The sequence below is a fragment of the Roseibium sp. MMSF_3412 genome (assembly GCF_030733265.1).
GTDB lineage: Bacteria > Pseudomonadota > Alphaproteobacteria > Rhizobiales > Stappiaceae > Roseibium.
The window spans coordinates 1-21,301 of the sequence record NZ_JASHJI010000016.1; the positions used below are offsets into that span (position 1 = coordinate 1).

Here is a 21,301-nt window from a genome sequence, read left to right on the forward strand (position 1 = left end):
TTGGAAACCGGACGGTTTCCGGCAGCTTTGCGCCTCGTATCCGAACAAATTCATCCATACCATTGCGGCCTGATTTATGAACGTATGACCTAGAGCACTGCCGGAACACTCCGGTACGCTACGCCTTTGTGATGGAGTTGCCGCCGTCGCAGAGCAGCGCAGATCCGGTGACGAAGGAACCGGCATCGCTCAGCAGAAAGAGCGCTGCCCGCGCGATCTCTTCCGGTTCGGCCATGCGCTTCAGGGCATGCAGTCCGGCGACATAGTCGTGAAAGGCCGGGTCATCGCCTGCCATCTCGGTCTTGGTGCCGCCCGGCAGCAGGGCATTGACGCGGATGTTCTGCGGTCCGCCCTCAACGGCAAGCACCTGCGTCAGTCCGGTGAGCCCTGCCTTGGACGCCGCATAGGCCGACATGCCCGGCAAGCCGATCGTATGACCGACAAATGTGGATGTGAACACGATCGATCCGCCCCCCGATCCGGCCATGGCCGGGATCTGGTGCTTTGCAGCCAGGAACGCGCTGGTGAGATTGGTGGCCAGAACCTGGTTCCAGTTCTCCAGGCTCAGGTCAGACACCGGCCCCATGTCGCCCAGCATTCCGGCATTGTTGAACGCCCCGTCCAGTCGCCCGAAAGTGTCCATGGCTGCGCCGACCGAGCTTTCGGCAAATCCTGGATCGGCGACATCGCCGGCGAAAACCCTTATGCGGGATTTGGCTTCCGGCAGGGCTTTCCTGATCTCTTCCAGCCGGTCCCCGCGCCTTGCAGCCAGAACCAGATTTGCCCCTTCTTGTGCAAACATGCGCGCAGCCGCCGCACCGATCCCGCTGCTGGCACCGGTAATTAAAATCGTCTTTCCGCTTAACACATCAAGCTCCTCGTAATTGTGAGGCGCTCTAAGTGAACCTGAAACTGTCCGGAAAAAACCCGATTTGCGAGGCCGCTTCGGAATCGCGTGTCTAGCCGCCGTGATCCTTGTCCCGGTCGGCAATGTTGTCGAGATCCGTGTCGCACTCGTCGCCGTCGTCATCGAGAGCCATGTTCTCGTCGGCCATGACGAGCTTGCGGTGCGCGCGCCAGGAAAACGGGATCGCCAGCAGATAAAGCACGGCGGCCCCCGCCACCATGCGGAAGGGATAGCTGACGGTGAGTGCAACGATCAGGACGGCCGCCACGATCAGGGGCAGGACGTAGTCGCGACGAACCCTGGTGCCAAGCGTCTTTCCTGAAAAGGTCGGCAGCCGGCTGATCACCAGAAAGGCGATGCCGACCGTATAGGCCGCAACGAATGCGGCGTCGGCAAACCAGTGCGGAAACAAACCAAGGAAATCGAGGTAAAGCGGCAGCAGCACGGTCAGCGCGCCGGCAGGTGCCGGAACGCCCGTGAAGAAGCGCGACGTCCAGGCCGGTTTGTTCGGATCATCCAGCGCAACATTGAAACGGGCCAGCCGCAAGGCCATCGAGATTGCGAAGATCAGGGCAGCAATCCAGCCAAGATTGCCCGCATCCTTGAGCAGCCACAGATACAGCATCAGCGCCGGAACAACGCCGAAATTCACGAAGTCGGAGAGAGAATCAAGCTCCGCGCCAAATCGCGAGGTGCCCTTCATCAGGCGCGCGACACGGCCGTCCAGGCCGTCCAGAACCGCTGCAAGGATGACGGCGCCGACCGCGAATTCCCAGCGGCCGTCGAAGGCCATGCGCACCGCCGTCAATCCTGAACAGAGCGCCAGCAACGTGACCATGTTCGGCACGATGAGCCGCATGGGCACGCGCCGGAACCGCGGCGTCTTGCGGTTCTTGTCGGCGCTGCTGTCCTTGCTCTCTGCCACGGTCTGCCTCAACTCACACGCGTCAGGGCCTGGGCCGGCGCCTGGGGTTGCGAAAGATCCGCGAGGACAGTCTCCCCCGCGATCATGGTTTGCCCGAGCGCCACCTTCGGCTGTGTTTCGGCAGGAAAATAGACATCCAGGCGCGATCCGAAGCGGATCAGGCCAAAGCGGTCTCCGGCTGAAAGCGTTTCGCCTTCGCGCACGAAACAGACGATCCTGCGCGCGACCAGCCCGGCGATCTGCACGACGCCGATCCGGGTTTCGCCCATGCTGATGACGAGACCGTTGCGCTCGTTGTCGTCGCTGGCCTTGTCGAGTTCGGCATTGAGGAACTTCCCTGCCCTGTAGGCCACGCGCTCGATCTTGCCGCCAACGGGAGCGCGGTTCACATGGCAGTTGAACACGTTCATGAAGATCGAAACACGCATCAGCGGTTCGCTGCCGATTTCCAGTTCCTGCGGAGGCCTGACAAGACCGACATGGCTCACAACACCGTCTGCGGGCGAAATCACAAGTCCCTCGCCCACCGGCGTAACCCGCTTCGGGTCGCGGAAAAAATAGCAGACCCAGCCGGTTATAAAGAGCCCGATCCAGAACAGAGGGTCGATGAACCAACCGACAACCAGCGTCGCGACGAGCGAAATGGCTATGAACGGCCAACCCTCCCGATGGATCGGGACCAAGGATTTGGTGACGGAATCGACAATCGACATCAGGATCTTCCGAATTCGGGGTGAGGACAACGAATGCAGTCCCGAGGCAAGGCTGAGAAACCCGCTTCAGGAAATGCCCTCCTTGCGCTTCTATGCTTCCCCGCTTCTAGAGGCTTTTTGGGGCAATGAGAACCTGTACGCACTGACTTTCCTGCGGTTTTTCTGAAAAGCGGGCAGAGAGAAACCGGTTATTCCGCCGCTTTCCGATAGTCCATTTCCCAATAGGCCGGGCGGCCGTATTTGGAGATCAGGAAATCAACCAGCTTCGTGACCTTGGGCGGGATGAATTTGGCAGGCGGATAGACGGCATAGATGTTCCCCGTCCGGGCCACCGGATAGTTTTCCATCACGGCAACGAGCCTGCCGTCCCGCAGATCTTCCCAGACGTGAGCAAGTGACTTAACCGTGAGGCCAAGACCGTAAATTGCAGCGTCATAGGCAAAATCACCGCTGTCCCCGGAAATGACAGGATCCTCGAGATGATAGGCGATCTCGCCTTCCGGTCCCTCGAAGTACCAGACGGGCATGGGGTCGAAGCCGACGCAGTCATGATTGCGCAGATCGTCCGGCGACCTTGGGATACCCTTGCGTTCCAGGTATTCGGGACTTGCACACAGAACACGCGGGTTGCCGCCGAGTTTGCGGGCGATCAGGCTTGAGTCAGGCAACGGCGCGCCGCGGATCGCCATGTCGTAGCCTTCCGCAACCAGATCGACGATCCGGTCGGTCATGTCGACTTCGAGCCTCACCTCCGGATACAACTCCCTGAATTCTGGCAGGTAAGGCAGGATATGCTTTCGCCCGAAAAAGACGTTGAGCGACATGCGAAGCATGCCGCGCGGAGCGTCTTCCGCGGCGTCGATCAGTGCGCGTGCGCGGTCCATTTCACCCAGGGCATTGCTGGTGTGACGCAGGAACACCTGCCCCGCCTCGGTCAGGCCAGTGCGCCGCGTGGTTCTGGCAACGAGTTGGGAACCGAGCTCCTTTTCAAGATTGCTCAACCGGCTGCTGGCCGCCGACGGTGACAGGCCGAACTCCCTGCCCGCGGCAGACAGGCTGCCGAGCTCGGCCACACGTTTGAAGAACTTCAGATCATCGAGTCGCATTATTCGAAACTTTCGAAAGATATCTTCCAGATTACCCCAATTCTTCGAAAGCTCGCAACATGAGATAAAGCCTCCACAGACAAAAGGAGCCTGTCATGATCCACACCGGCAACATCTACGAAACACGTGCCCGCGCTGCCCGCAACAAGGAGCTGAGAGGTCTGGCAAGAGCTGTAACGAACTTTCTCTTCGGTGGCGCTCCGAACCGGCAAGCCCGGAAAAAAGCGCCAGCAAACGACATCGGTGTTGCTGAAGAAAGCGCACGGACGACCGACCGTGCAGCCTGATTGCAAGAAAGTACCCTATCGTCAGGCAATCCGGCCATCAGGCACACCTGTTTTTTTTTGAAATTGGAAGCTTGTCATGAGACGCGCCGCCTGCAACATAGGCGGCATTCTCAGGGCGGGGTGAAAGTCCCCACCGGCGGTATGCAGTGTGCTGCGAGCCCGCGAGCGCCTTCCAAGCGGAAGGGTCAAGCAGATCAGGTGAGATGCCTGGGCCGACGGTTACAGTCCGGATGAAAGAGAAACAGCGCTCGGATCGCCATGATCCGGGCCGCTCGTGATCGCCTTGGGTGACGTGTCGCAAACAGGGAGATCACCAATGACACACACCCGCTATGCCTTCATCAAGGCCGGTTGGCATTCCGACATCGTCGATCAGGCGCTCGAAGGCTTTCAACAGATCATTCCCGCCGAAGAAATCGATGTGTTCGAGGTTCCCGGTGCTTTTGAAATGCCGCTTGCGGCAAAAAGCCTTGCGAAAACGGGCAAGTATGCAGCTGTCGCAGCCGCGGCACTCGTTGTTGACGGCGGCATCTACAGGCATGACTTCGTTGCGCAGGCTGTCGTGACGGGCCTGATGCAGGCGGGACTTGAAACGGATGTTCCGGTCCTGTCCGTCTCGCTGACACCGCACCATTTCCAGGAAACGGACCATCATACGGCAATCTACCGAGAGCATTTCGTGCTGAAGGGCCGCGAGGCGGCCAAGGCCGCGCTTCAGATCAGCGCATTCCGGAAACAGTTGAGCGCCTGAGTCAGGTCCCGGAGAGGAGCAGCACGCTCCTTCCCGGGTTTCCGCTACTTCGCCGGGATGTAGTCCGCGGTTCTGCCGCGTGTGACAATTCCAAGCTCGTCGTTTTCCCGTGCTGCCCGCAAACGTTCCTCGGCCTCGTCGGCTTCGCGCTGACGTGCCCACATCGACGCATAAAGTCCGTTCTTGTCCAGAAGTTCGGTATGGGTGCCGCGCTCGGCGATCTCCCCTGCTTCAAGCACGATGATCTGATCGGCATTCACCACCGTCGACAGGCGGTGCGCAATCACCAGCGTGGTGCGGTTCTTCGCGACCTGATCCAGGGCGGACTGGATCTCCCGTTCCGTGTGGGTATCAAGCGCCGATGTCGCCTCGTCAAGAATGAGGATTGGCGGGGCCTTCAGGATCGTGCGCGCAATTGCGACCCTTTGCTTCTCGCCGCCGGACAGCTTTAACCCGCGCTCCCCGACTTCGGATGCATAGCCGTTGGGCAGTCTTTCGATGAAATCGTGGATCTGCGCCATGCGGGCGGCTTCGCGCACTTCCTCTTCGCTCGCGTCCGGGCGACCATAGCGGATGTTGTAGGCGATGGTGTCGTTGAAAAGGACCGTATCCTGCGGCACCATTCCGATCACATGGCGCACGCTTTCCTGGGTGACGTCCCTCAGATCCTGGCCGTCGATTTCAACGGCGCCGCCGGTGACATCGTAAAACCGGAACAACAGGCGCGATATGGTTGACTTCCCGGCACCCGAGGGACCGACGATTGCGATCGTCTTGCCGGCCGGCACCTCGAAATCAACGCCCTTGAGAATCGGACGATCCGGATCGTAGTGAAACTTCACATCCTTGAAGGCGATCTTGCCACCCACCGTATTCAACGGCTCGGCACCGTCCTTGTCCTTGATTTCGGCCGGAACCAGCAGCAGATCGAACATGGATTCAATGTCTGCGAGACCCTGCCGGATCTCCCTGTACAAGAAGCCGATGAAGTTGAGCGGGATCGAAATCTGCATCAACAGCGCGTTGATCAGGACAAAGTCGCCGATGTTCTGTTCACCTGACATGACCGCCCGCGCCGAAAGCGCCATGCAGACCGCCATGCCGATACTCAGGATCACCGCCTGCCCAAGGTTGAGCCAGGCAAGAGATGTCCAGGTCTTTGTCGCCGCCTTCTCGTATTTTGCCATGGAGACGTCAAAGCGTGCCGCTTCCATCTTCTCATTGCCGAAATACTTCACCGTCTCGAAGTTCAGCAGGCTGTCGATCGCCTTGGAATTGGCATCGGTATCGCTCTCGTTCATTTCCCGGCGGATCCCGATCCGCCAGTTCGAGCATTTGATCGTGAACCAGACATAGGCAACGATCATCACGGCGACGATGATAACGTAGAAGAAGCCGAACTGGTACCAGATGACCGCCGCCATGATGGCAAATTCAAAAACAGTCGGGACGCCATTGAGGATCGTGAACCTAACGATCGATTCTATTCCCTTGACCCCGCGTTCGATCACACGGCTGAGGCCGCCTGTCCGCCGCGCCAGATGAAACCGCAGGGAAAGCTGATGCAGATGCCGGAAGGTCAGAATGGCCAGCTGGCGCACGGCATGCTGTCCGACGCGCGCAAAAAGGGCATCCCGCAACTGGTTGAACGCGACGGCGAGAAAGCGCGCTGCGTTATAGGCAAGGACAAGCATGACGGGCGCAACCAGGAAAGCCGGAAGCCCTACTTCGGTGCCCGTCAGCGCGTCGGTCGACCAGGCAAAGAAATAGGGCGAAAACACCGTCACGATCTTCGCGATGATGAGTGCAAAAAGCGCAAGGAGGACGCGCCTTTTCAGATCGGGCCTGTCGGACGGCCAGATGTAGGGCCACAAATTGCCGAGTGTCGACAGCGTGTTGCCCTCGTCCGCGCTGACAACTTTCGGCGCCTGAGGATCCTGGCTGCCTCTGACCGCGTCGGTGGACCCTTGCGGCGAGGTGGCTGATTGATCTGTCAATTTTTTCTCCGGGGCCACGGAAAGCGACCCGCTTTCTTTAGTCGATCTTCAATTTCGCCGAATGCACGGCTCGATCCGTAGGCGTCTTCAAGGCGTTCAGTTCTTTCCAGAAGTCCTCCGAGAAGCCCTCCGCCCGGCGCAGCATGTCGTGGTTGAGGAAATAGTGACAATTCCGGCCGCGCGCATCGCAGACCAGAAGCCCCGCATCCTTGAGCACCTGAAGGTGCTGGGAAACGGTCGATTGCGCCAATGGAAGGTGATCGACGATTTCACCACAGCAGGCTTCATCGCGCATGGCCAACTGCTTGATGATCGCAAGTCTTGCCGGGTGCCCGAGTGCGCGGAAAATCGCGGCCAGCTCTTCGCAGTTTGACAAGCATTCCGCGCTGGAACCACAGGATTTTCCTGACGGTGCGCCCGTCTCGCTCATCAAACCACTCCCTCTCTCACAAAACCGTGTTTCATCGTAGATATGCGATGAGTTTGCGAAAAAGCAAGTGGTTCAAACGAAATTGGCAGGCAGGCTGAAAAGCCTCCCTGCCAATGTTCAAAAGGCTAAAGGAACGTCGTCATCCCCTGTTGGATGTGTCCTGTTCCCCGTCCGGCCAGTTCACATCGCCCTCGGGTGTCAGGAAAACCTGACCCGGATAGATCAGGTCGGGATCTCTGATCTGGTCCTGGTTTGCCTGATAGATCGTCGTGTAGCGGACACCATCGCCGTAAAGACGCCGCGAGATTCGCCAGAGATTGTCTCCCTTGCGGATGATGACAACCGGAAGCGCTTTCTGGACATCGGCACCCTGGCTTCCCTGGCCACTTCCCGTTCCTGTCGCGACCACCTTGGTGAGAACAATCTGCTTGTCCTGTTCCTTTTCGAAAGTCACGGCAGCACGTGCATCGACCGTGTCACCATCCTGCGCAATCAGATCGGCCCGAACCTCGACATTGCCTTCCGGCACGTTCTTGGTTCCCTGCACCAGCCACCTGCCGCTTGAATTGACCTTGGCTTCGCCCTGGAAGTCTTCACCCACGTAGACGCGGACCGACGATCCGGGCTTTCCGGTTCCGGCAACAAAAACCTTGTCCGGCTCGGATTCGACAGCCTCCACCGTAATGGACGGATTGCTGTTTGCCGCGGCTTGTTGTTGTGGTTGTGCCACCGCCGCACTTGCAGCCTGTGTTTCCGGTTCTTGCTGGACGCCATTGCCGCTGACTTCGCCTGCCGCCGTCTGCGCACCACCAACCGTGCCATCAGCGGATTGGGCGGCGGCCCCAGGCTGGGCAGCGGCAACAGACTGATCTGTCTGTGCGGTACTCGTCTGTTCGTTGGCCTGCGCCTGCGTTTCAGCTGATGGCGATGCGGTCTGGCCCTGGGTCAAAGCGGCCGTTTCTGTGGTTCCGTCCTGTCGCGGCGCCGCCGCAGTGGTGGCAGGTGCAGAAGCATTTTCACCGCTTCCGGAGGCCGGCTGCGACTGCGCGGCCGTTTCCTGTGCCGGCGACGGCGTAACGGGAGCTTCCGTCTGCGCAGATTGGCCGGCCGGCGCCGATCCGTCCGCTGCCGTGCCGTTGCCTGCATCGGCCGGCAATGCGGCCACCACCGCTTCGTCCTGTTGTGTTCCACCACTGTCTGTTGCGGACTGTTCCGTGCCCTGCGCGGCCGGAAGTTCGGCGATCAACTCACCCGTTGCCGGCTTCTGCAGGATATTGGAGGGCGCATCCGGCGAGTTCAGGACCACAAGCGGCTGTTCCTTGCCACCCTCGGGAACCGACACGACAAGACGCTGTTCGGACTCCTCGATTGAATCGCCTTTCTCGTCGTGAACTTCCAGGCCGACATCATAGTTGCCGGGCTTGAGCGGTTCCTCGAGGATAATCGTCCATTCCCCCGCCTGGTTGGCGATGCTCTTGCCGACAACTTCGCCATTGGCCGTCAGGGCGACCATCGCCCCGGCATCGGACCGGCCAGCGACCACGGTTTCACCGGTCGGTTCTACACCGACGACGTCAAAGCTGGGCCCCTTGACCGGCGGCACCGGAACCGGGTCGGCTTCCACCTCGGCCTGTTGCGGTTGGGAAGCCGGTTCCGCTGCGCCGGTCAACTGTCCTGCGTCTTCCTTTGCCGGCGCAGAAGCCTGCACTTCTTTCTTTTCTGACTTGGCTTCGGTGTTCGTTTGTTTCTGCGCAGTGTCAACGGCTTCCGGCTCAGGCGCAAAGAAGACGTCCTTGTAAAAATAGGCACCTGCAATCGCCACTATTGCGAGCGGTACCGCAACAACTGCAGTGCGAACCAGATTGTTCTTGCTCATTGCTTTCCCGTCAGAAGGCCTGCGCGCAAGCGACACGGCTTCATGCGCATGTCACATGCCGGCGCAGCATCTGCCCCTGTCACATTTAATTAGCTGTCCATCCATAGCCCCCTTTTGAGGGCACGGCAAGAAATCCTGCTTGTTTCCCAAAGGTCTCAAAACAGAATGCTTGACCTTTAGGGGATCTGAATGCCACATCTTTGCGTCATGAATACGGTTTCTCAAAATCAACTTACAAGCGTCTGTGTCTATTGCGGTTCCAGCTTCGGCTCGGACCCCGCACATGAAGCGGCCGCAACGCGGCTCGGCCAGATCATCGCCGAAGCAGGACTGCGACTCGTCTATGGCGGAGGATCCGTCGGTCTCATGGGGACGGTGGCAAACGCCGCCCTTGAGTCCGGAGGAACGGTAACCGGAATCATCCCGCGGTTTCTGGAAAAACGCGAAGTCATGCTTGAGACGCTCGAAGACCTCGTCATCACCGAGGACATGCATGAGCGCAAGCATTTGATGTTCCAGAAGTCCGATGCGTTCATTGCGCTGCCGGGCGGTATCGGCACGCTCGAAGAAGCCGTCGAGATGATGACCTGGGCACAATTGGGCCAGCACAAGAAGCCCGTCGCCCTGGCAAACATTAACGGCTTCTGGTCCCCCTTGCTGGAGTTGCTCAATCACATGCGCGCCCAGGGATACATCAGGCCGGATACCGAGGTGCCCTATCTGGTCGCCAAGAAGGTTGAAGACATTCTGCCGATGCTGCGGGCATCGATCACGGGCCGCGTGCCGGAAGAGACGGACGCCGTGGCCGAGGTGTCGGATTTCTAAGTATTTCTACTGATAGCGACGCAGGGCTTCCTGTGCTCAAAAACTGGGCACGCACAATGCCCTGCCCAGCAGGCCTTGCCGCCAGGGAAGTTGAAGTCCTTCCCCCGCACGAGTAGACTTCTCCAAACCCGCCCGCTCCGGACGTTCCCATGCAAACCACCCTCCTCGTTGAAGACGCATCGTTTTTCGAAAAGGCGATCGTCAAAAAACTGCATGACGTCGGCCGTCATCAAATCATGGTCGCACGCAACTACGCGGAGGCGGAAAGCTGCCTGAACCTGCCCATCGGTGAGCCGGACCTTGCGCTGGTTGATCTCACGCTGCCGGATGCCCCCGATGGCGAGATCGTTGACCTGTGCGACGAGTGGAACATCCCGACGATCGTGTTCACGAGCCGGTTCGATCCGAAAACACGCAAGAAAATGCTGCAAAAGGGCGTCATAGACTACGTCCTGAAAGACTCGCCCGGCAGCCTTGACTATGTTGCCGACCTGATCCGTCGGCTTTCGAAAAATCCTGGTATCGGCATCCTGGTGCTGGATGACGCGACCGTGGAGAGGCAGGCCATTGCTCAAATTGTCTCCAAGCACATGTACAAGGTCTATCAGGCTGCGAGCACCGACGAAGCTCTCGACTGCCTGAAAGAAAACAAGGACATAAAGCTGGTTCTGGCGGACTACTTTCTTCCAGGCAAGGACGGCTTTGCGTTTCTGAAGGCCGTTCGGCGCAATCACAGCCGGGAACAGGTCGGCATCATCGGCATGTCGGCCGTGACCAATTCCGACAACCGCGTCCGGTTCCTGAAATACGGCGCGGCAGACTTTGTCGACAAGAACTGCTCACCTGAAGAACTCCTTCTCAGGATTTCGCAGAACCTCGCCTATATCTACCGCATCGAGGAACTGAACAACCTGGCCATGAGGGATGCGCTGACCGGACTTTACAACCGGCGTTTTCTTCTTGAAGACCAGGCAAAGGCAATCCAGTCCTGGGTTCCGAGCGCAGGCACCAAAAACTGGCTTGTGCTCATGGATCTCGACTCCTTCAAAAGCGTCAACGACAATCACGGGCATGACTTCGGCGATGCGGTCCTGAAAAATTTCGCGCGGCGTCTTTCCAGATTCGCAAGCAATGACGATTTTGCCATTCGCCTTGGCGGTGACGAGTTCTGCGTCTTGCTCCGGAACCAGTCGGAACAAGCTGCCAATGACCGTCTGGCTGCCCTTCTGGAAGACGTTCAGAACACGCCTGTCGAACACAGAGGGCAAAAACTCAATATCAGAACGAGCGTCGGTCTTGCGCCGTTGCTTGGCGGCGATCTGTCGGAAAGCCTTAAGGTCGCGGACCTCAATCTCTACTCCGCAAAACGCTCGGGACGCGGCTCTTAGCCCCTTATCGAGCGTCCTGCCCCCCGCCGTTCAGCGCGCGTTCGCGTAACGTTTCCAGCTGTCCAGCGTGACCACCGCCAGCGCCGCCCAGATCATTGCGAATGTGAGCAGTTTCGCCGGGTCGAGCGGTTCGTTCCAGACATAGACCGCCATCAGGAAATGCAGCGACGGCGCCAGATACTGCATCAGGCCCAGCATGAAAAGCGGGAGACGGCGCGCGGCTGCTGAAAAGAACGTGAGCGGCAGTGCCGTAATGATGCCTGTACCGACAAGGGCGATGAGAACCGGTATGTCATCAAGGACAAACGCATCTGCCCCCTCACCGAGGCGGTAGAGCAGGTAGCCCGTTGCCAGAGGAAACAGCAAAAGGGTTTCAATGAACATGCCGGGCGTCGCCTTGACCGGCGTCACCTTGCGGACATAACCGTAGCCGGCGAAGCTGAATGCCAGGATCAGGGACACCCAGGGAACACCTCCAGCGAGAGCCGCCTGGATCAGAACAGCAACCGCTGCGACCGCGACAGCAATGCCCTGCCCTTTGGAAAGCCGTTCATGAAGCACGACCAGACCAACGAGGATGCTCACCAGCGGGTTTATGAAATATCCCAGGGACACATCAAGCACGCGTTCCTGTTCGATGGCCCAGACGAAAACAAGCCAGTTGATGCCGATCAGCGTGGACGATGCCATCAGGCGCACGAGGACGGCGGGCTGTCTCAGCGCTTCGCCGATTTCCTGCCAGCGGCCGCGCAGATAAAGAAACAGTCCAACGAACAGGATCGACCAAACGATCCGGTGCGAGACGACGATATCGGCTGGAATGCTATCGGTGAGTTTGTAGTAGGCGGGAAAAAAGCCCCACATCACATAGGCGGCAAGCCCGAAAAGCAGGCCCTGGCGAAACTCCGCCTGTGCCTCGGCTTCAGAGACCGGCTGAGACATGTGTGTTGCCTTTCTCGCGTCCGTGCAGTCAGACGCTGTCCGCCTTCAACAAGGCGAATGTGATGGAATCGACCAGGGCCTGGAAGGACGCGTCGACAATATTTGGCGAGACCCCGATCGTAAACCAGCGGCGCTGTGTGCGGGCGTCGTGACTTTCTATCAGTACACGGGTGACCGCGCCCGTGCCGCCGTTCAGGATACGAACCTTGTAGTCGACCAGCTCCAGCCCCGCGATCGCCTCCTGATACTTGCCGAGATCCTTGCGCAGCGCCATGTCCAGCGCGTTGACCGGGCCGTTGCCTTCGGCAACAGACATGCGGGTTTCTCCGTCAATATCGACCTTGACGACTGCCTCCGACACCGTGATGAGATCACCGATCGCGTTGAACCGCCGCTCGACCATGACCTTGAATGAACTGACTTCAAAGTAGCGCGGCACCTCGCCGAGTTCACGGCGCGCCAGCAATTCGAAGGAGGCGTCTGCTGCTTCATAGGCGTAGCCCTCGGACTCGCGCTCCTTCACCAGCGCAAGCAGCCGGTCAAGTTTCGGGTCCGCCTTGTCGACCTCGATGCCGACGCGCGAGAGCTCGCCAAGCAGATTGCTCTTGCCCGCCTGGTCGGAGACGAGAACACGGCGCTGATTGCCCACGACTTCCGGCGCGACATGCTCATAGGTCTGCGGATCCTTGAGGATCGCAGAGGCGTGAATTCCCGCTTTCGTGGCGAACGCGGTTTCACCTACGTAAGGTGCCTGCCTGTCCGGCGAACGGTTCAGGATTTCATCGAATGCATGGGAAACAGAGGTGATATCCTCAAGCTGTTCGTCGCTGACACCGATCTCGAACCGGTCCGAGAACGCTTTCTTGAGCTTCAGCGTCGGGATCAGGGTGACCAGATTGGCGTTGCCGCAGCGTTCCCCCAGACCATTCAGTGTTCCCTGGATCTGGCGCACACCGGCGTCGACCGCCGCGAGAGAATTGGCGACCGCCTGCCCCGTGTCGTCATGGGTGTGAATGCCCAGATGCGTTCCCGGAACCACCTCCTGCACCTTGGAAACGATATGGTAGATCTCGTCCGGCAGCGTGCCGCCATTGGTATCGCAAAGCACGACCCAGCGCGCACCCGCCTGATAGGCAGTGCGTGCGCAATCAAGCGCGTAGTCCGGGTTGGCCTTGTAGCCGTCGAAGAAATGCTCGCAGTCGATCAAGGCTTCCTTGCCGGCTGCGACTGCGGCTTCGACCGTGTCATGGATGGAGTCCAGGTTTTCCTCGTTGGTGCATCCCAGCGCGATCTCGACGTGATAGTCCCAGGCCTTTGCGACAAAACAGCAGGCATCCGACCGGCTGGCCAGCACCTGTTGCAACCCGGGATCATTCGCGGCTGACCGCCCGACACGCTTGGTCATGCCAAAAGCCGTGAAAAGGGCCTCTTTGGTCCGCTTTTCACTGAAAAATTCGGTATCGCCGGGATTCGCGCCAGGATAGCCTCCCTCGACATAGTCGACACCGAGGCGTTCCAGCAGTTCCGCAATGACAATCTTCTCGTTGACCGAAAAGTCGACCCCACTGGTCTGGGCGCCGTCACGAAGCGTCGTGTCGAAAAGATAGAGGCGTTCCTTGGTCATGTGCGTTTCCTGGCTGTCATGCGACTGGCTGTGTTGTTTTTCCAGTGGGGCCGGCGCGGCGGATCAATTCGCCGGCCAGGTTTCCGTGTCGTGATCGGGATGCTGATTGGAAACGATGGTGTCGAGAAAGACAGCCGTTTCGACATCTTGCTCAGTGCGGCGTTCAGGGATCGCCGCCATCTCGTCCGTAAAAGGCAGCTTGCCTTCAACGCCGTACTGGATGACCGGCGCGATCCCTTCCGGATTGTCAAACGCGCCGATCGCGATACCGACATCTCCCGGAGCCTCATAGGTCAGCGGTGTCCCGCATTCGGGACAAAACCCGCGAGCGACATGATTTGAACTCTGGAAGCGCTTCGGCTCGCCCCTGGTCCAGATCAGCTTCGCAGGCGCCCGAATGCCGACGAGCGGCGCGTAGAGGGAACCGAACGCCTTCTGGCACATCCTGCAATGACAGATCGACGCCGTCCCGAGTTCGCCCTCGACCCGAAAACGGACCGCGCCGCACTGACAGCCGCCGGTGTGAACACCCGCTGAAACGCCACTCATCGTTTTACCTCCCAGGATGTGACCCGCTCGCCTGTCGCTGAGTCTTTTGAATCCCTTAGAAGGATTCCCTGAGACGCCAGTTCATCACGGATCCGGTCGGCCTCTGGCCAGTTCTTGGCTTTCAACGCCTCCAGGCGGCGCGCGACTTCTGTCTCGATCGCGGCATCATCGACCCCGCTCAGATCCGCCGCGACCGGACGCAGTCCCATCAGCGCGGCCGATGCGGAATAGACCGGCATCTTGCTGTCGTCCCGCGCCGCCTCCCCCGCCAATGCATGCAGGGCCTGGATGGCAGCCGCCGTGTTGAGATCGTCGTTCAGCGCGCCCAGCACTTCAGCTGACGGCGCTGCGTCCTTCTCAACGGGATCGGGCCACTTGGACAGCAGGTTTTCCGCCTCCTCCAGTTTCCTGACGGAGAAGTCGATCGGCTCGCGATAGTTGGTCATGAGCATGGCAAGCCGCAGAACCTCGCCCGGCCACTTCCGGCCACCGAAATTGTCGGTCTCCAGGAGTTCCTGGATGGTGAAGAAATTGCCTTCCGACTTGGACATCTTCTTTCCTTCCACCTGAAGGAAACCATTGTGCATCCAGTAGTTGGCCATGGTCTTCGTGTCGTTCGCGCAGCAGGACTGCGCGATCTCGTTTTCATGGTGCGGAAAGATCAGGTCGAGCCCGCCGCCATGAATGTCAAACACCTTGCCGAGATGATGCGCGCTCATGACCGAGCACTCGATGTGCCACCCCGGTCGGCCGCGTCCCCACGGGCTCTCCCAGCCCGGCTCCTCTTCGGACGAAAGCTTCCAGAGCACGAAGTCTCCGGGGTTCTTCTTGTGCGCATCCACCGCGATACGGGCGCCGGCGATCTGCTCGTCCAGCTTGCGCTTTGACAGGCCGCCGTAGTCCGGCATGGACGCGGTGTCGAAGAGAACCTCTCCCTCCGCCTGGTACGCATGCCCCTTGTCGATCAGCAGGCGGATCATCTCGATCATCCCGTCAATGTGCTGGGTCGCGCGCGGCTCATGATCGGGCTGAAGAACATTCAGCGCCTCAATATCCTTATGGAACTGGTCCGCCGTTCTTTGGGTGACCCTGGCAATGGCATCATTGAGTGGCAGCTCCGGATGATCCCGCAGTGCGCGCGCGTTGATCTTGTCATCCACATCGGTGATGTTGCGCGCATAGGTGACGTGGTCCGGCCCGTAAACATGCCGCAACAGACGGTAAAGCACGTCGAAAACGATCACCGGTCGCGCGTTACCGATATGCGCGAAGTCGTAGACAGTGGGGCCGCAGACATAAAGGCGCACGTTCTGATCATCGATGGCCCGGAAATCTTCCTTTTCACGGGTCAGCGTATTGGTGAACTTCAAGCCCTTGTTCGTGCCGGATTTTTCAGTCTCAGCGGCGCTCATGTCAAACGGTCTCCTGGCCGGCTGACCGGGCGATCCGTCTCAGGAGAGTTTTTGCCAAGAGGGAACGGCCACAGCCAGCGGTGTCGCTAGCTGCAAATAATGGTGATCGAAATGATGTTCCGTGTGGCCGTCATCATGAGCGCTTTATGGACCGGAATGCAGGACGCGGTCAAGGCTGCATTTTGGCTCGCATCGCACCAGGAAAAGCGCGGCGTTGGCGCATCCTCCCACATCGACTAAACTTTACCCAAAGGGAATCAGAGGGGGATTTCACATGCCTGTGCCGCGTTCCAAATATCTGTTTTCAAACGCCGCCGCACTGGCAGGCGCTTTCGCTTTCTCGATCACGATCCTCGACACAGGTGCCCTCGCCCAGTCGGCGGCAACGCAGGCGCCTGCGGCCGAGGAAAGCGCTTTCCCCGCCGCGGCGGAACCGCAGACCCCGATCGCGATCGCAATCAAGGCGTCCATCTCCGAAAGCATACCGGAAGGACTGCAGGCCTATTACGCCGAACGAGTCTATGCCCCTGTCTGGTTTGATCAGAGCGGCTTGCGCGAGAACGCGCATCTGGCAATCGCCGCCATGGCCGAGGCCAACGACCATGCGCTCAATCCGAACAACTACAACCCACTCGGCCTGGCGCAACAGACCGAAACCGCCCAGACGCCGGAGGAATGGGCGGCGTTCGACCTGGAGCTCTCCCGCCAGTTTCTGCGCTACGCGACCCATCTGTCCTCGGGGCGGGTTCAGCCCAACAAGATCAACAAGGCGCTGAACCTCTTTCCGGACCGTCCGGAACCGAAGACCCTTTTCAAAAATGCGGAACAATCGGTCGATTTCAGTGCCTTTCTCGACAGCCTTGCGCCGCAATCCGACAATTATGCGCGGCTGAAGCGCCGGCTGGCCCAATACAGGCAAAAAGCGGAGACCGGCGGCTTTACCTCCGTCCCGGATGGCGAAGTGCTCAAGCCCGGCATGACCGACCCGCGCGTTCCCGTGTTGCGCGCACGCCTGATGGAAGAAGACATTCCGGGTGCGGAAGACCATAGCGGCGATGTCTATGAAGGTGCGATCGTTGAGGCGGTGAAGGTCTTCCAGGACCACCACGGTCTGGCGACCGACGGCGTGATCGGCAAGAACACCCTGACGCGCCTCAACATTCCGCTTCAGGAAAAACTCGTTCAGATGGAACTCAACATGGAGCGCAGACGCTGGATGCGTGACTATCTGGGCGAGTTCTATGTTTTCGTGAACCTTGCGGATCAGAATCTGAAGGTGGTGCGCGATGGAAAGACGATCCACACGACGCGGGTCGTTGTCGGGAAGCCCTACCATGCGACCCCTGTCTTTTCCGACCAGCTGGAATATGTCGAAATCAATCCCTACTGGAACGTGCCCTACTCCATCGCCACCAAGGAATACCTGCCCAAGCTGAAGCAGAACCCCTCAGCACTCAGCCGCCAGAACATCAGGGTGTTTCAGGATGGAAACGAGGTCGCGGCGACGCGCGTGGCCTGGAACAGCTATTCGGGCGGCAATTTCCCGTTCCGGCTGCGCCAGGACCCGGGCGACGGCAACGCTCTCGGGCGGATCAAGTTCATGTTCCCCAATGAGTTCAATATCTACATTCACGACACGCCCTCCAAATCCCTGTTCTCGCGCGCCGAACGGGCCTACAGCCATGGCTGTATCCGTGCTTCCAACCCGTTTGCGCTGGCGGATGTGCTGCTTGCCGACAACAACGCCACGCCAGGACACTGGGAAGGCATTCGGGACACACAGAAACGGACGGTGATCAAGCCTGTCGTCCCTGTGGAGGTTCATCTCACTTATCTCACCGCCTGGATGAACAAGGACGGGTCCACCCATTTCCGCAAAGACATCTATGGCCGCGACGAGGTGCTTCTCGAAGCGCTCCGCAAGGCAATGACGGAGAATCTTTAGCAGATAAGAAATTGATTTTAATCAGTTTCTCACGATGTTTAGACAAATGAACGGACGCTGAACGCGCCGCTCAGTATCAGTTCAAGCGGAGCACCCTAGTCTCCGGGCAATCGATACAGATTGCCTTCAGGAGACCCCGATGTTGAACCGCGTTTTTGTCCTTCTTTTTCTGGCCATCATTCTTGGTGGCCCTTTTGCCGCGCTCATCGCGATTACGGACGGAACCAAGGCCTTCGGCGGCGAATTGCAGCAAAAAAGCATCTGCCTTGCGACCGGAACAGGATGTGGTGATGGCAACATTCTTGTCACGGTGGCGGGCCGCATCTAAAGCGAACGTCAGCTGCTTCAGGCATGGTTCGGCCAAGGCTTGAAGTTTTGACGTGTGTTTGGCACAGTCACGACATGGACTACAAAGCACTCGAAGATAAGGCAGAATCGGCAGCCGACTTCCTGAAGATGATGGCATCTGCCCCAAGGCTGCTTCTCATGTGCCTCGTTCTTGAAGAGGAGCGCTGCGTCAGCGATCTCGCTGAAGCCACCGGCATGAGGATGCCGACTGTTTCCCAACAACTTTCGCTCCTGCGTGCCCAGGGTCTGGTTTCAACCCGCCGCGAGGGCACGACAATCTACTACCGCCTCTCAAGCGAGCCGGTCAAAGACGTGATGGCCATGCTCTACAAGCACTTCTGCGCCGACGCCGACCTGCCGGTTGCCAAGCACCTGGAAACACTCGACGCAGACTGACATCCGGCGCGACTATCAAGGCCACCGGCTCTTTCACGGACCTGTCAATCGGTCAGGTAGTCGCCGCACTTGGGGGGCGCCTGGTCTCCCCAGGGCATCAGCGGCACGGTCGACGTGGAGTTTTTCGGACTGCCTTCGATCAGTTTGTCCGAGTAAACGAGATAGACTAGCACATTCCGTTTCACATCACAGCCGCGCACAATCTGCATTTTCTTGAAAACGAGCGAGCGCCGCTGACGGAACATTTCTTCGCCTTGCTCGAAATTCTCCTTGATCGTCACCGGACCCACCTGGCGGCACGCCAGCGAGACGTCGGAGACTTCTTCGGCGACACCCAGCCAGCCCGACACCCCGCCCTTTTCCGGGACAGTGAAATGGCAGGCGACACCGTCCACCAACGGGTCATCGATGGCATATGTTGCCAGTTTGTGATCCGGCGTCAGAAACTTCCAGACGGTCGATTTCTTGAAAATCAGATCGGGTTCATCTGCCGAGATGGCCGGGGCAACGCTGAGCGCGCACACAACAAGCGCGACGACACCGGCAAGAGAAAAACGCATCAAAATACCTCCAAAAGCGGACCGGTCTGACATGTGGTGACGATACCGGTTCAATCAAGAAAGCCGCCTGTCAGGCACCAAAACAAAACGCACGCCCGGAGAGGCGTGCGTTTCAACCAGCGGCCCTTCGATACCGGATGAACCCGTCGCGGTTAGCGGGCAGCTTCCAGCAGGACTTTCGACTCAGGCACATCCTCACCGCCCTCGACATCCGTCGACCCGGTCTGCGCTTCGTCATCGCCAAGCCGGACAATGTCTTCGGAGGACAGGTCCAGCGGCTCTTCTTCGTCAAGTTGCGCTCCCTCCCCGTCGCGTTCCAGCAGGGAGGCGGCGAAGTCATTGTCCGAGACAAGCTCGGTTGCCGCCCTGTCGATCGGATTGTCGGAAAGCTCGACCACGTCCTCAACGTCCGTTTCGACACTTTGGGCGACCGGTTCGATGCCCGCGAGCGCATCTTTCAGGTCGGCGCACCTTTCGCGTGTCCAGATCTGCGGCTGATCCAGTCCGAGCGCCTCGTCATAGGCGCGGGCAACGTTGATCGGCAGGTTCAGTTCGAAATCCAACTTGGAGCCGAACTGCGGTGCCAGAGCGTCATGCACGGCCGCAAATGTATCTTTGAGACCAAGGTTCTGTTCAACGCATGCTGCCGCGGCATCCCGCAAGGTCGTGACGAAGTCCCGTGTATTTTCGATGGCCTTGGCAACCGCCGTTGCACCGAAGGCCGACTTGCCCCTGCCGGGCATAAGCGTCGTCGGCCGGAATGCGGCAATCCGGTCAAGCGCCCTTGTCCAGTCGGACAGATGCGCATCTCCGCAATAGGGACTGGCAGAGGTCTGGACGAGATCTCCGGTGAACATGACCGCACTGCCCGGAACCCAGACAACAAGATCCCCGGTCGTGTGCCCCCGCCCCAGGTGCATGAGCCGGATATCGATGCCGCCCAGGTCGATCGACATGGAGGACGCGATGGTCAGGCTCGGAAGGCTGATCGTCGTCGTTGCGGGGAGCGCTTCAAAAAGATCGGGCACACGTTCGCGGGCGACCAGAATTTCCTCCGCGCCGCGCGTATCCATCATCCGTCTGGTGAGATCGGACGCAACAATGTCGCCGGCATCAAAAGCGTCGGCGCCGAGTGAGTTGTCCGCATGGAAATGGGTCAGAACCACCTGCTTGACCGGCTTGTCCGTCACCGTGCGGACCTTTTCCAGAACCCGGTCGGCGTGTTCGGGTGTCGCTTGCGCGTCGACGATCAGGACACCGCGATCACCGACAATGACGCCGGTGTTGGAGCAACCGTCAGAACTGTAGGCATAACAACCGCGACCCAGTTCTTCGAACTTTTCATTCGCTCCCTTGGGAGTCTCGGAGTTGTTCGTCATTGCGGCCTCGCTTTCATGCCAGCTGTCTGGTTGACGTCCAGGAATTCTCGAACTGCCACGCACCACTTTCCTGTTGACTGCAGCGTCTCAGTTTCCGTCTCTGATTCGCAATTTTTCACGCCTGCATTCCTTAACTATTCCTTATTTATCAACAGATAGGTCTGCCAATTCGTTCGCTCCAAGACTTGGCTGGCCGAAGCTCTGTGCAAATTTTGGCTCCAAAGTTGAACGATTTTCGAAGCAGCGCGGGTTGTCTTTCACCCGCGGCTTGATCGTTTATACTTGCTAGTGACACAAAGTGGCCGGAACACGGCATGGATTTCTGCCAGCGGGATTTGGCGGATCACAGATTGCAGGGCTGGAATACATCATGTCGCGCAAAACAGGGTCCGACACCCCGACGAACTCGAACGGTGCAGGTGACAGACCGATCCTGACGCTCAGCCGCTTCCTGCCGTATCAGCTCAATCACCTTGCCGAGACCGTCAGCCGATCCTTTTCAAAGATCTATGCGGAAAAATACGGCATCGGCATTCCGGAATGGCGTGTCATCGCCACGCTTGGTGAGCACGAAGTCATGACGGCGCGCGACATCAGCACAGCAACGTCCATGCACAAGACCAAGGTCAGCCGAGCAGTGGCGGCACTGGAGAAACGTGAATTCATCGTCCGCGACAAGAACCCGGACGACCTGCGCGAACAGGCGCTCAGACTGGCCCCCGCGGGGACTTCTCTTTACGAAGACATCATTCCGAAAGCTCTCGCCTATTCCGAAGACCTGCAAAGCTCCCTGACAGGCGAACAAAGGCAATTTCTGACCGATGTCTTCGACCAGCTACACCGTGCCGTGCGCGAACGCGACAACGAATGAAACCTCCGACTGATTTGTGCCTCCCGCATTAACCTAACGTGAGCGCTTTCGTTGCTATTGATGGAGACAA

The 21,301-nt window shown here is 59.0% G+C and carries 22 protein-coding genes and 1 riboswitch; of the genes, 9 read left to right on the forward strand and 13 right to left on the reverse strand.

The genetic code is table 11. From position 1 onward, the window contains the following. Positions 1 to 118: 118 nt before the first annotated feature. The 4 genes from RBB49_RS22180 to RBB49_RS22195 form a co-directional block, all read right to left on the reverse strand. Complete coding sequence (locus tag RBB49_RS22180; RefSeq protein ID WP_306145086.1) at positions 119 to 868, reverse strand: SDR family oxidoreductase; 750 nt, start codon at positions 866 to 868, stop codon at positions 119 to 121. Between the two features lie 91 nt (positions 869 to 959). Beyond that, the gene (locus RBB49_RS22185; protein ID WP_306145216.1) at positions 960 to 1,766 is read right to left on the reverse strand and encodes a phosphatidylcholine/phosphatidylserine synthase; all 807 of its coding nucleotides are present in this window, start codon (positions 1,764 to 1,766) and stop codon (positions 960 to 962) included. Between the two features lie 74 nt (positions 1,767 to 1,840). Next, positions 1,841 to 2,545: a phosphatidylserine decarboxylase gene (locus tag RBB49_RS22190; protein ID WP_306145087.1), complete on the reverse strand. Its 705-nt coding sequence runs from the start codon at positions 2,543 to 2,545 to the stop codon at positions 1,841 to 1,843. Between the two features lie 188 nt (positions 2,546 to 2,733). Then, a complete protein-coding gene (locus RBB49_RS22195; RefSeq protein WP_306145088.1) occupies positions 2,734 to 3,651 on the reverse strand; it encodes a LysR family transcriptional regulator in 918 nt (305 codons plus the stop codon). 95 nt (positions 3,652 to 3,746) lie between these two features. Here RBB49_RS22195 and RBB49_RS22200 point away from each other — a divergent pair, with 95 nt between their 5' ends. Beyond that, positions 3,747 to 3,938: a hypothetical protein gene (locus RBB49_RS22200; RefSeq protein ID WP_306145089.1), complete on the forward strand. Its 192-nt coding sequence runs from the start codon at positions 3,747 to 3,749 to the stop codon at positions 3,936 to 3,938. A 102-nt stretch (positions 3,939 to 4,040) separates the two neighbouring features. After that, positions 4,041 to 4,184: riboswitch (FMN riboswitch) on the forward strand. A 70-nt stretch (positions 4,185 to 4,254) separates the two neighbouring features. Then, entirely contained in the window at positions 4,255 to 4,689 is a 435-nt protein-coding gene (locus RBB49_RS22205) for a 6,7-dimethyl-8-ribityllumazine synthase (protein ID WP_306145090.1), read from the forward strand. A 44-nt stretch (positions 4,690 to 4,733) separates the two neighbouring features. Here the strand turns inward: RBB49_RS22205 and RBB49_RS22210 are convergent, their stop codons facing one another. The 3 genes from RBB49_RS22210 to RBB49_RS22220 form a co-directional block, all read right to left on the reverse strand. Continuing rightward, a complete protein-coding gene (locus RBB49_RS22210) occupies positions 4,734 to 6,581 on the reverse strand; it encodes an ABC transporter ATP-binding protein/permease (protein WP_306145217.1) in 1,848 nt (615 codons plus the stop codon). Positions 6,582 to 6,723: 142 nt separating this feature from the next. Next, positions 6,724 to 7,116: a helix-turn-helix transcriptional regulator gene (locus tag RBB49_RS22215; RefSeq protein WP_306145091.1), complete on the reverse strand. Its 393-nt coding sequence runs from the start codon at positions 7,114 to 7,116 to the stop codon at positions 6,724 to 6,726. A 139-nt stretch (positions 7,117 to 7,255) separates the two neighbouring features. Further along, a complete protein-coding gene (locus tag RBB49_RS22220; protein WP_306145092.1) occupies positions 7,256 to 8,992 on the reverse strand; it encodes a LysM peptidoglycan-binding domain-containing protein in 1,737 nt (578 codons plus the stop codon). 189 nt (positions 8,993 to 9,181) lie between these two features. Here RBB49_RS22220 and RBB49_RS22225 point away from each other — a divergent pair, with 189 nt between their 5' ends. After that, positions 9,182 to 9,817 carry a TIGR00730 family Rossman fold protein gene (locus RBB49_RS22225; RefSeq protein ID WP_306145093.1) on the forward strand — a complete coding sequence of 212 codons (636 nt, stop codon included), beginning with the start codon at positions 9,182 to 9,184 and terminating at the stop codon, positions 9,815 to 9,817. Between the two features lie 149 nt (positions 9,818 to 9,966). Then, positions 9,967 to 11,205, forward strand: a complete 1,239-nt coding sequence (locus RBB49_RS22230; protein WP_306145094.1) for a diguanylate cyclase — start codon at positions 9,967 to 9,969, stop codon at positions 11,203 to 11,205. Positions 11,206 to 11,235: 30 nt separating this feature from the next. On the opposite strand, the gene rarD is transcribed toward RBB49_RS22230, so the two are convergent. From rarD to cysS, 4 genes are all read right to left on the reverse strand, one after another. Beyond that, a complete protein-coding gene (gene rarD, locus RBB49_RS22235; RefSeq protein WP_306145095.1) occupies positions 11,236 to 12,147 on the reverse strand; it encodes an EamA family transporter RarD in 912 nt (303 codons plus the stop codon). 28 nt (positions 12,148 to 12,175) lie between these two features. Continuing rightward, positions 12,176 to 13,771 carry a citramalate synthase gene (gene cimA, locus RBB49_RS22240; RefSeq protein ID WP_306145096.1) on the reverse strand — a complete coding sequence of 532 codons (1,596 nt, stop codon included), beginning with the start codon at positions 13,769 to 13,771 and terminating at the stop codon, positions 12,176 to 12,178. 63 nt (positions 13,772 to 13,834) lie between these two features. Then, the gene (locus RBB49_RS22245; protein WP_306145097.1) at positions 13,835 to 14,320 is read right to left on the reverse strand and encodes a GFA family protein; all 486 of its coding nucleotides are present in this window, start codon (positions 14,318 to 14,320) and stop codon (positions 13,835 to 13,837) included. After that, complete coding sequence (gene cysS / locus RBB49_RS22250; RefSeq protein WP_306145098.1) at positions 14,317 to 15,732, reverse strand: cysteine--tRNA ligase; 1,416 nt, start codon at positions 15,730 to 15,732, stop codon at positions 14,317 to 14,319. Before cysS ends, RBB49_RS22245 begins: the two co-directional genes overlap by 4 nt. Before the next feature lie 111 nt (positions 15,733 to 15,843). On the opposite strand from cysS, the gene RBB49_RS22255 reads away from it, so the two are divergent. The 4 genes from RBB49_RS22255 to RBB49_RS22270 all read left to right on the forward strand — a co-directional run bounded on the left by RBB49_RS22255 (position 15,844) and on the right by RBB49_RS22270 (position 18,421). Further along, positions 15,844 to 15,972: a hypothetical protein gene (locus RBB49_RS22255; protein ID WP_306145099.1), complete on the forward strand. Its 129-nt coding sequence runs from the start codon at positions 15,844 to 15,846 to the stop codon at positions 15,970 to 15,972. Positions 15,973 to 16,006: 34 nt separating this feature from the next. Further along, positions 16,007 to 17,677 (forward strand): murein L,D-transpeptidase, encoded by a 1,671-nt coding sequence (locus RBB49_RS22260; RefSeq protein ID WP_306145100.1) that lies wholly within the window; start codon positions 16,007 to 16,009, stop codon positions 17,675 to 17,677. 139 nt (positions 17,678 to 17,816) lie between these two features. Further along, the gene (locus RBB49_RS22265) at positions 17,817 to 18,005 is read left to right on the forward strand and encodes a sugar transporter (RefSeq protein ID WP_306145101.1); all 189 of its coding nucleotides are present in this window, start codon (positions 17,817 to 17,819) and stop codon (positions 18,003 to 18,005) included. Positions 18,006 to 18,079: 74 nt separating this feature from the next. Continuing rightward, complete coding sequence (locus RBB49_RS22270; RefSeq protein WP_306145102.1) at positions 18,080 to 18,421, forward strand: metalloregulator ArsR/SmtB family transcription factor; 342 nt, start codon at positions 18,080 to 18,082, stop codon at positions 18,419 to 18,421. 44 nt (positions 18,422 to 18,465) lie between these two features. Here the strand turns inward: RBB49_RS22270 and RBB49_RS22275 are convergent, their stop codons facing one another. Beyond that, complete coding sequence (locus RBB49_RS22275; RefSeq protein WP_306145103.1) at positions 18,466 to 18,981, reverse strand: CreA family protein; 516 nt, start codon at positions 18,979 to 18,981, stop codon at positions 18,466 to 18,468. Between the two features lie 152 nt (positions 18,982 to 19,133). After that, positions 19,134 to 20,360 (reverse strand): MBL fold metallo-hydrolase, encoded by a 1,227-nt coding sequence (locus RBB49_RS22280; RefSeq protein ID WP_306145104.1) that lies wholly within the window; start codon positions 20,358 to 20,360, stop codon positions 19,134 to 19,136. Between the two features lie 370 nt (positions 20,361 to 20,730). Between RBB49_RS22280 and RBB49_RS22285 the strand changes: the two genes are divergently transcribed. Further along, positions 20,731 to 21,231, forward strand: coding sequence for a MarR family winged helix-turn-helix transcriptional regulator (locus tag RBB49_RS22285; RefSeq protein ID WP_306145105.1), 501 nt, complete (start codon positions 20,731 to 20,733; stop codon positions 21,229 to 21,231). The last annotated feature ends 70 nt before the right edge of the window (positions 21,232 to 21,301 follow it).